The organism is Marinobacter sp. UBA5687, assembly GCF_002420325.1.
Taxonomy (GTDB): Bacteria; Pseudomonadota; Gammaproteobacteria; order Pseudomonadales; family Oleiphilaceae; genus Marinobacter; species Marinobacter nauticus.
This window is the reverse complement of record NZ_DIHV01000094.1, coordinates 1-9,441: the sequence shown is the minus strand read 5'-3', so window position 1 is coordinate 9,441 and position 9,441 is coordinate 1. Positions and strand designations below refer to the sequence as shown.

The following is a 9,441-nucleotide window of genomic DNA, read 5'->3' as shown; positions in this document are numbered from 1 at the left end:
CCGGAATCATTGAACCACTACACTCGATGGCGGAGTACCGAAAGCTGCGCCCGGCCGATGCCTGGCCGATTTGAAATGCTTGATAGTATCGGCGCAGCCACATGTCGCTCAGCAACTTCGTTTTTTGTGTTGCTTGAGGGATCTGCGTGACTGAACTGCTGCAAGGCACTGTTTTATCGAACACCGCCTTTCGGGCGATGGAGATTGTTCCACTGCCGAAAGCTCCCAACGAGCGATCGCGCATCGGCGAGGAACTCCAGCCTATCGGTACCTATGCCGGCATTATTCCCTATTTCGGGACAATGGAAGATGTTGAAGTGCTCCAGGAGCACGAACAGTCAGATCCCGAGTTCGGGTCCAAAGATTGGTGCTGGGACTACCAAAGGATTCGATTTTTGAATGACAAATTGGGACTCAAGGTTTTAGTCCTTGCATTGCCGGTCATATGGGTTTTTTTCCTATGGTTCAGCGGTATAGCGTTAGTCGGTTGGGGAATTATTGAGGCAAATAACAACTTAGATATTGCATCCGAGATTCTGGTCTTTATTGGTGGGCTTCTTTCGCTAATGTGGATTGCGTTTGCGATTTGGGTAACTCCGGTTACCACTAACTGGCTCATGAGCACCGGGATGGGATTTGTGCTCAAGCCCTTTGAAAAAGCGATCAACAAGAAACTGGACGACATCCTCGAGGACGGTTGTAGTGAGTTTAACCGAGCCACCGGGCTGGTTCGCCTGGCTCTCGGGCAAGGCCGGTTTTTCGAAGCCCCGTTCGTGGAATTCGATGCTTATGTGGATCGAGTGATCCAGCAAAGCGGTGTGTTCTATCGGCTCATTTTTGTGCATCGCTATACACAAAAGTCATTCCATAAAACGGCTTTCAGTACCATCGAATCCAGCAAATCAGAGGTCCTGGCACTTTGGGATGTACTTCAGACCTACATGGATGTGACGCAGCCCCTGCCAGATGTACCACGGCTGGAACCATTCCGACACCTGGATCCGGTCACCGCTGAACACGACCTGCGCAGCGGTCGCAACCCTCGCTTCTGGCGCGATCTGGATTTGGAAGCCTGGAAGGAAGGGGAGGGCAAGGACTGGCTGAAGCGGCAGGAGGAATATCCCTGGAATAAGCGCAAGTGCCGGCTCACGCCGCAACTCGGTAAGATCTCGATGGCGGAATACCGAGAACTACGTCCGGCCGATGCATGGCCGATTTGATAACACGCTCGATTCTGTAATGGCTGGACCGAAAACCGGCGCCATTACAGAATCGAAGTCACTTTACCAGCTCCCCACATTCTCCATACTCGCCCAAGGCTCCCGTGCTGGGAGCGCATCGCCTTTCTGCAGCAACTCAATGGAAATCCCGTCCGGCGTCTTGATGAACGCCATATGGCCATCCCGGGGTGGGCGATTGATGGTGACGCCACTGGCCTGAAGTTTCTCGCACAGGGCGTAGATATCGTCCACCCGGTAGGCCAGATGGCCGAAGTTGCGGCCGCCGGTGTATTCCTCTGGGTCCCAGTTGTAGGTCAGTTCGATCATGGGCGCCTTGTCTTCCCGGGCCCGCGCTTCGTCTTCCGGGGCGGCGAGGAACACCAGGGTGAAGCGGCCTTTTCCGTTGCTCTTACGGCTGATTTCTACCATACCCAGCAAATCGCAGAAGAAGTGCAGCGTGTCGTCCAGGTTGCTCACCCGGATCATGGTGTGCAGGTATTGCATAAGGTTCTCCTTGGCTGGCTAGGTTCTGAATTGTGTACCCCACAGTTTACGGTATTCTTCGGCTATGACTAAAAACGAGATTACCGAGACGTTGCTGGCGCTCGAGGTGCCGGCGGTCCGGCACCTGGCTTGGCTGTGTCTGTCGCCTCAGTTGTTAAAACATGAGCTCAGTTTCGATCCTGCCGCCCATCTGCCCCCCGAATTCCTGGAGACGTTGAAACGGTGGGAGCGGAATCCTGAAGCCTTGCCTGTTCGGTTGGCGGAAACTCCGGAGCGTCGGCTTGGCCACTATTTCGAGCGCTTGTACGAGGTATTACTGCGGGATCTGTTGGGTTGGGACATTGTACTGCAGAATCAGCAGGTTCAGGCCGAGGGGCGAACGCTGGGTGAGCTGGATTTTCTGATTCGCAACCGGTGCTCCGGCCAAATGGAGCACCACGAAATTGCCATCAAGTTCTATCTCGGCTTCGTAACAGAGGCGAATCAGGTCCGATGGCACGGACCCAATGCCCGGGATCGGCTGGATCTGAAGACTGAGCGCCTGCTGAATCACCAAAGCCGCTTGTGCCAGCGACCAGAAGCCCAGGGCTTGCTGGCCAGTGTTGGCGTCTGCGAAACAGTTACACCACGAATTTTCATGCCAGGCTATCTGTTCTATCCGGTTGCTCAAACGCTGCCTGAAGCGCCGGCACAGGTGCCGAGGGAGCATCTGAAAGGTCACTGGATGAGGCTTGATCAGGCCCGGCAGGAGAATATCTCTGGCTGGGTGCCCCTGTTCAAGCCGGACTGGATCGGTCCCTGGGCTCAATCGGCTGCGCCGGATACAGCATTGGCGAGGGCGGCGCTTGATCGGGTGGAGAGCGCCGGGATACCCCAGTTGTTTGCCGTTTTGAACAGGCGGCCGGAATCCGATCGCTGGGTAGAGGCCAGTCGGGTGTTCGTTATGCCGCCTCAGTGGCCGGGTGCGGGCGCCTAAGACCATTGTAGGGGCTGTTCGGTTCACAGAAACGGGCGTTGGTCGTTGTCACATTCGTGACACGGTTCTAGAATTCCGGGCTGTTCAGGTGGCATCAGGACGATGCCCGTAAGCCAAGGAAGGAGATGCCCCGATGGAAGATTGGCAAGGATGTCTGTCTCCGGAGTGTCAGACCGCGCTGTTGATGGCCCGAGAAAACGTTGGGCGCCGGGGCGGTTCTGTGATTACTGCCGAAGATTTTCTGCTGGCATTGCTCGATGCCATCCCCGCGATTCCCCCGTTTTTGCAACGCCAGAGTATCGATCTGGACGAACTCGTTCGCACCATTCAGGGTGAGCAGCCCATCGTGACCGAGGTGGTCGGAGACGGTGATCTGTCCTCCCAGTTGATCTATTGGATTGCCTCTGCCCGCGAGTCGGCAGAGGTCCCCTGGCTCGATTGGCCGGTGCTTCTGAAAGCCCTGACGTCCCAGTGTGAACGGCTTCAGGATAAAGCCTACGTAGCTGTTCTCGAGCTTGTGACGTACTGGCCCTCGGCACATGACGTGCCTGTGCCCACCTCCGATGCCCGTTTCGTTGCGCCGGTATCGATTGCGGAACCAGAATGGCTCGCGCTGGCGGAAGATGTTGCGGTTGCCCTGGCGGCCAATCCTGAAGCACTGATTTGGGTTCGTGGGCCGAGGGGTGCCGGCAAGTCGGCCTGGCTGCACTCGCTCCTGAGCACTCCCGGCCTGGCCTGGGTTCAGGTTGATCCTCGCCGGGAGTCCGAAGTGCTGGCCTGCGATCAACCGGTTTTGCCGTCAGGTGATTCGTCCTCTGAGCATTGGCCTGCGCTGGTATTGGACAATGTCAGCCCCGCCGATTTGCTGACGTTGATAGCCGAGCCGCTGGGCCTGATCCGGGATCTGGTTTCCGGCTGGTCTGGGCCAATCCTGCTGATTGGTCGTGATTCGATGACGGATTCCAGCGGTGTCGTTCGGTTGGGTCAGTTGCTGGGTCGTGAACCCGAGGTTCTGGAGTTGCCTCCAGTGAGCGTCCGTCAGCGGAGGGCGGTACTCACCGCACATCAACCGGCAATCGAAAAGCGTTGGAATATCCAGGTTTCCCAGGCGGCTCTCGAATATGCGGCTTCCCGACAAAGCAGCTGTGTCAGCACTCCTGGTGGTATGCTGCAGTGGGTACGGCGAGCCGCCGCCCGGCTGGATTTGTTTGCCAGTCGTGGCTCGGTGTCGGCAGCGGCACTGGAAGGCGAAAAAGAGGTGTGGCACCGGCAGTCTCTGGTTGCACTGGCGCGGGGAGAAGATTGCCATCTCGCGGAGCAGAAAGCCGAGGTCCTGATGATTGAACAGGCGGCGGCGGATGTTCTCTGGCACGAGCGCAAGCGGGCCGGCACGCTGCGACGATTGCTGGTGGACGATCTGCGCGAGGAACTGGAGCGATGGGTTGCAGCGAGGCCCGGGCCGGTTCACTATGTGCGACATTGCGAACAACTGCAGGGAGAATCCTTGGGTGCAGGATCTGGAAATCTACATTCGTGACCTTGAACCGGCCGCGGTCTCCAACTGGCTGGAAGGCCAGCTGGACGAATTACAGCTGGACGACACCGACGTCAGTTCCGTGGTGAAGGGCATGGCCAGGTATAGCGGCGCGCGGGTGCGCATCACGCTGTATCCGGGCGCTTTCGGCAAGCGTTTCACTTCACTGGTGATGGAAGGCGATGAGCTGCCCTGGAACAGCGACCTGGATTGCGCTCGTAGTGCCTGGCGGGCAATGGATAGTGAAATCCGCTGCAGCCCGGGAGACTGGAAAGAAGGGGACCCGGTGGAGGACGATAAGTGGTGGCGGCTGGATCATCGCGGCGAGCAGTTGGTGGTCTGGAACTGACAGCCACAAGGTTTTCGGCTTGAAACAAAAAAGCAGCCCCGAGAGGCTGCTTTTTTATTGGCGCGTGCGGGAGCTGTCTCAGTCGCTCAGGATAGACACGTTGTCTGCCTGCAGGCCTTTGTCTGCCTCAACCACGTTAAAGCGCACCAGTTGGCCCTGGCGAAGCACGCGGCGACCACGGCCACGGATGGCGCGGAAGTGCACAAAGATCTCGTCGCCACTGTCACGAACGATAAAGCCGAAGCCTTTCTTGACGTTGAACCACTTGACGGTGCCTTCCTCGTTACCTTCAGGAGTGCTGTCGTCAAAATCGTCTTCTTCGTCGTCATACTGATTGCTGGGCTGGGCACTGCGAGGTGCTGCTTTGCGCGCGGCTGAGCTCCTGGCGGCAGGCTGCTTGCCGGCGAGTGCGATCGCAACAAAGGCGGCAACGGCAAAGACAACAAACGCGAACAGATAGGCCGCTATGCCACCCTGGCTGCCCAGAGCTTCCAGGCCCTGGCCCAACGCCAGGATTTTCAGGGGTTCCGGAGTGGTGGTAAGCAGAAGGCCGAGTACAAACGGTGCCGGAATCGCGATCAGAATGGCAACAAGGATCGCTTTGGCTGGATTACGCATTGGTTGGTTATTCTCCATGGTTTAACACTGACGATAAAAAGCCGGACATCGGGTAACATGGCATGTCTGGCCGGTGAACGCCGCCAACCCCGGGAAAACTGATTATCCCGGGCGCAGGCGGTAAAAGGCGGCATGATAGCAGATTACAGAAAGGGCTGACCAAACCTCATGAGCAAAAACTCCCTGGAAGAACGACTGGCAGAACTGGAAATGCGACTTGCGTTCCAGGATGAGCTGATCAACACGTTGAGTGATCAGGTCGCCAAGCAGGAGATGGACATTCGGGAACTGTGGGACGCCAAGAAAATGCTGCACAAGCAACTCAAGGATATCTCGCCGTCCAATATCCGGCGGGAAGAAGAGGAAACACCCCCGCCGCATTATTGATCAGAGGCTCATTGTGAACCTCTGGTTCGATTCCTTAGGCCAGCAGCTCGACCAGGATCTGTTCGTAGATCTCGGACAGCGTGTCCAGATCCTCAGCCTTCACACACTCGTCCACTTTGTGAATGGTGGCGTTGATCGGGCCGAGTTCGACCACCTGGGCACCGGTGGGCGCAATGAAGCGACCGTCTGAGGTGCCGCCGGACGTAGACAGTTCTGTCTCACGGCCAGTCACGGTTCGAATGGCATTCTGCGCGGCCGATACCAGCGCGCCTTTGTCGGTCAGGAATGGCCGGCCACTGAGGTGCCATTGCAAGTCGTACTTCAGGTTGTGCCGGTCCAGGATAGCGACCACTCTTTCTTCCAGACTTTCCGCGGTGTTCTCGGTGCAGTAACGGAAGTTGAAGTGCACCAGGCACTCCCCGGGCACAATATTGCTGCCGACGCCGGCCTCGACCCGAGTTATCTGGAAGGTGGTAGGCGGGAAGAAGTCGTTGCCGTTGTCCCAGAATTCCTTGGCCAACGCGTCCAGTGCCGGTGCAACGTTGTGGACGGCATTCTCCGCCAGATGCGGGTAGGCCACGTGGCCCTGAACGCCGTGAACGGTGAGGTATCCGTGCAGGGACCCGCGCCGGCCGTTCTTGATCACATCCCCCACCTGATGGGTGCTGGACGGCTCGCCAATCAGGCACCAGTCCATTTTCTCATTGCGGGCTTCGAGGGTTTCCACCACTTTTACGGTGCCATCCTGGGCCGGGCCTTCCTCATCGCTGGTGATCAGCAGGGCAATCGAGCCCCGATGATTCGGGTGGTTGGCCACAAATCGTTCACAGGCGGTGATGAAGGCCGCCAGGCTTCCCTTCATGTCCGCAGCGCCCCGACCGTGCAGATAGCCGTCCTTGATGATCGGGTCAAACGGCGGGTGCGCCCAGTTTTTCTCGGGGCCGGTGGGTACCACGTCGGTGTGGCCGGCAAATGCCAGAACCGGCCCATTGTTGCCCTTTCTTGCCCACAGGTTGTCGGTTTCGCCAAAGCGCAGGTTTTCCCCACTGAAACCGAGCGGCGCCAGGCGTGACATCATGAGTTCCTGGCAGCCCGCGTCGTCCGGCGTTACGGATTGGCGGCGGATAAGGTCCTTGGCAAGTTCCAGGGTGGGGGAGAGCGACATAGGGAAACCTGTTCGATAAGAAAAGAGTAGAGGGAATAACACCACAGAACCCCTGGTGTCGGTGGGTTCTGTGGCGGGCTGCAGCCTTAGTTGTTGGCGTGCAGTTCTTCGTTCAGTTCAATGGCGGTCTTGTTGGTTTTGCACTCAACCGCACCGGTCTGGCTGTTGCGACGGAACAGCAGATCGTTTTTGCTGGCCAGATCGCGGGCTTTCACCACTTCCACCAGTTTGTTGTGGTCATCCAGCAGGGCCACCTTGGTGCCTGAGGTGATGTACAGGCCAGCTTCAACGGTGCAGCGATCGCCCAGCGGGATGCCGATGCCGGCATTAGCGCCCAGCAGGCAGTTCTCGCCCACGGAAATAATGATGTTGCCGCCGCCGGAAAGCGTGCCCATGGTGGAACAGCCGCCGCCCAGGTCGGACCCTTTACCGATCATCACGCCCGCGGAGATGCGCCCTTCGATCATGCTGGTGCCTTCGGTACCGGCGTTGAAGTTGATAAAGCCTTCATGCATGACGGTGGTACCTTCGCCTACGTAGGCACCCAGACGTACTCGGGCGGTGTCGGCAATACGTACACCCTTGGGCACCACGTAATCGGTCATCTGCGGGAATTTGTCGACCGACTTCACTTCCAGAATGCGGCCTTCCAGGCGTGCCTGCAGTTGCCGCTCCGGCAGCTCATTCAGGTCAATGGCGCCTTCGTTAGTCCAGGCCAGGTTGGGCAGCAGACCAAAAATGCCGTCCAGCTTCAGGCTGTGGGGCTTGGCCAGGCGGTGTGAGATCAGGTGCAGTTTCAGGTACACCTCCGGCGTGCTGGAAGCGGTATCGTCCGTTGCTAGTACGGTGACTACTACGGGGCGCTTGCTCTCAGCCGCTTTCTCGGCCAGTTTGGCCTGGTCTGTCCGGCCCAGTTGGCGAAGGGCGTTGGCAAACTGTGCCAGTTGTTCTGCTTTCACGCTGATGGCCTGGTTGCCACCTTTATAGTCCAGCGCAGACTCAACCACGTCGATCAGGTCTCTGTCGGGTGTCATGATCGGCTGCTGGTAGTACACCTCCAGCCATTCGCCCTGGTTGTTCTGGGTGCCGATTCCGATACCGAATGCAAAACTCATCTGGTGGTTGCTCCTGTTGTCATTAAATAGTCAGAAAAATTCAGCCCAGCCACGCAGACCAGTCGTCTGCGTTGAACCCCACATTTACGCCGTCTCCGCGCTCGACGACAGGGCGCTTGATGATGGAGGGGTTGTCCAGCATGATCTGGTGGGCACTTTGGGCGCTAATGGTATCACGAACCTCGTCGGGAAGTTTTCGCCAGGTGGTCCCGCGTTTGTTCAGGAGCGTTTCCCAGCCAACGGCCTGCTCCCACTGGCTGAGCTTCTCGCTGCTCAGGCCGTCTTTCTTGAAATCATGGAACTCATAGTCCAAGCCGTGCTCATCCAGCCACTTCCGGGCCTTTTTGACGGTGTCGCAGTTGCGGATGCCATATAACTTCATTGTTTAAAACCTTTTACGAACTCAACGATACGTTTCGCGGCCTCAACGCATTCCTCCAGGGGAGCCACCAGCGCCATGCGCACGCGGTTTTCACCCGGGTTGTGGCCGTTTACCGTGCGCGACAGATATCGGCCCGGCAATACGTGTACGTTCTGTCGGGCAGACAGTTCCCGGGCGAAAGTTTCGTCGTCCATGGGCGTCTCCGGCCAGAGGTAGAAGCCGGCATCCGGGAAGTCGACGTTCATCACTTCGCGCAGAATGGGCACGACTGCCTCGAACTTGGCCCGGTAGGCGGCGCGGTTTTCGCGCACATGGTCTTCATCGCTCCAGGCGGCGATACTGGCCAGTTGATTATGTATAGGCATGGCACAGCCGTGGTAGGTGCGGTATTTCAGATAGCCAGCCAGCACCTCTGCGTCGCCGGCCACAAAGCCGGACCGCAGGCCCGGCAGGTTGCTGCGTTTGGACAGGCTGTGGAACACCACACAGCGCTCGAAATTGTGGCGGCCGATGGCGGCGCAGGTTTGCAGCAAGCCTTCCGGCGGGTTGGCTTCGTCCGGGTAGAGCTCTGAATAGCACTCGTCCGAGGCAATCAGGAAATCGTGCCGGTCGGCCAGTTCAATCACTTTTACCAGGGTTTCCCTCGGAATCACCGCTCCACTCGGATTGCCGGGTGAGCACAGGAACAGGATCTGGCAGTTCTCCCAGTCCGACTCGGGCACGGCGTCGAAGTCCGGGATGAAGCCATTGCTGCCATCGCAGGGCAGATAAACCGGTGTGGCGCCGGCCAGGAAGGCTGCGCCTTCGTAGATCTGATAGAAAGGATTGGGGCTGACCACGGTGGCGGGTTTGCCAGCATCCACAACCGCCTGAACCAGGGCGAAGATGGCTTCGCGGGTTCCGTTTACGGGCACCACGTGGCGGTTCGGATCCAATGACGCCGGTGCAAGATCAAACCGGCGGGTTGCCCATCCGGCAATCGCGCTACGAAGTTCGTCGGTGCCTTTGGTGGTGGGGTAATTCGCCAGTTTGTCCAGGTTATCGGCAATAACGTCCTTTACGAAGGCTGGCGACGGGTGCTTGGGTTCACCAATTCCCAGGGAGATAGGCTCCAGATGTTCTGGTACCGAAATGCCGGCCTTCAGTTTGGCCAGTTTCTCGAAGGGGTAGGGGTGAAGTCTTTCCAGATTG

At 58.1% G+C, this 9,441-nt stretch carries 11 protein-coding genes; 5 read left to right on the top strand and 6 right to left on the bottom strand.

The window, feature by feature from the left end; genetic code table 11:
* The first annotated feature begins 146 nt into the window (after positions 1 to 146).
* Positions 147 to 1,220 (top strand): hypothetical protein, encoded by a 1,074-nt coding sequence (locus B3Y70_RS09915; RefSeq protein ID WP_286715086.1) that lies wholly within the window; start codon positions 147 to 149, stop codon positions 1,218 to 1,220.
* 63 nt (positions 1,221 to 1,283) lie between these two features.
* Here the strand turns inward: B3Y70_RS09915 and B3Y70_RS09910 are convergent, their stop codons facing one another.
* Complete coding sequence (locus tag B3Y70_RS09910) at positions 1,284 to 1,724, bottom strand: VOC family protein (RefSeq protein ID WP_286715089.1); 441 nt, start codon at positions 1,722 to 1,724, stop codon at positions 1,284 to 1,286.
* Positions 1,725 to 1,788: 64 nt separating this feature from the next.
* Here B3Y70_RS09910 and B3Y70_RS09905 point away from each other — a divergent pair, with 64 nt between their 5' ends.
* The 3 genes from B3Y70_RS09905 (at position 1,789) to B3Y70_RS09895 (ending at position 4,583) form a co-directional block, all read left to right on the top strand.
* Positions 1,789 to 2,700, top strand: coding sequence for a DUF1853 family protein (locus tag B3Y70_RS09905; RefSeq protein ID WP_286895776.1), 912 nt, complete (start codon positions 1,789 to 1,791; stop codon positions 2,698 to 2,700).
* Positions 2,701 to 2,833: 133 nt separating this feature from the next.
* Positions 2,834 to 4,237: a hypothetical protein gene (locus tag B3Y70_RS09900; protein ID WP_278350116.1), complete on the top strand. Its 1,404-nt coding sequence runs from the start codon at positions 2,834 to 2,836 to the stop codon at positions 4,235 to 4,237.
* Positions 4,209 to 4,583 carry a hypothetical protein gene (locus B3Y70_RS09895; RefSeq protein ID WP_206855867.1) on the top strand — a complete coding sequence of 125 codons (375 nt, stop codon included), beginning with the start codon at positions 4,209 to 4,211 and terminating at the stop codon, positions 4,581 to 4,583. The genes B3Y70_RS09900 and B3Y70_RS09895 overlap by 29 nt, the downstream gene beginning before the upstream one ends.
* A gap of 78 nt (positions 4,584 to 4,661) precedes the next feature.
* Here the strand turns inward: B3Y70_RS09895 and B3Y70_RS09890 are convergent, their stop codons facing one another.
* The gene (locus tag B3Y70_RS09890) at positions 4,662 to 5,201 is read right to left on the bottom strand and encodes a cold-shock protein (protein WP_219194472.1); all 540 of its coding nucleotides are present in this window, start codon (positions 5,199 to 5,201) and stop codon (positions 4,662 to 4,664) included.
* Positions 5,202 to 5,369: 168 nt separating this feature from the next.
* Between B3Y70_RS09890 and B3Y70_RS09885 the strand changes: the two genes are divergently transcribed.
* Positions 5,370 to 5,588, top strand: coding sequence for a SlyX family protein (locus B3Y70_RS09885; protein WP_011786014.1), 219 nt, complete (start codon positions 5,370 to 5,372; stop codon positions 5,586 to 5,588).
* 34 nt (positions 5,589 to 5,622) lie between these two features.
* Here the strand turns inward: B3Y70_RS09885 and dapE are convergent, their stop codons facing one another.
* The 4 genes from dapE to dapC form a co-directional block, all read right to left on the bottom strand.
* A complete protein-coding gene (gene dapE / locus B3Y70_RS09880) occupies positions 5,623 to 6,753 on the bottom strand; it encodes a succinyl-diaminopimelate desuccinylase (protein ID WP_023008783.1) in 1,131 nt (376 codons plus the stop codon).
* An 86-nt stretch (positions 6,754 to 6,839) separates the two neighbouring features.
* Positions 6,840 to 7,868 carry a 2,3,4,5-tetrahydropyridine-2,6-dicarboxylate N-succinyltransferase gene (dapD, locus tag B3Y70_RS09875; protein WP_011786012.1) on the bottom strand — a complete coding sequence of 343 codons (1,029 nt, stop codon included), beginning with the start codon at positions 7,866 to 7,868 and terminating at the stop codon, positions 6,840 to 6,842.
* A 40-nt stretch (positions 7,869 to 7,908) separates the two neighbouring features.
* A complete protein-coding gene (locus tag B3Y70_RS09870) occupies positions 7,909 to 8,250 on the bottom strand; it encodes an ArsC family reductase (RefSeq protein ID WP_014422002.1) in 342 nt (113 codons plus the stop codon).
* A partial coding sequence (dapC, locus tag B3Y70_RS09865) for a succinyldiaminopimelate transaminase (RefSeq protein ID WP_288589713.1) occupies positions 8,247 to 9,441 on the bottom strand: 1,195 nt, incomplete at its 5' end. The genes dapC and B3Y70_RS09870, both read right to left, overlap by 4 nt.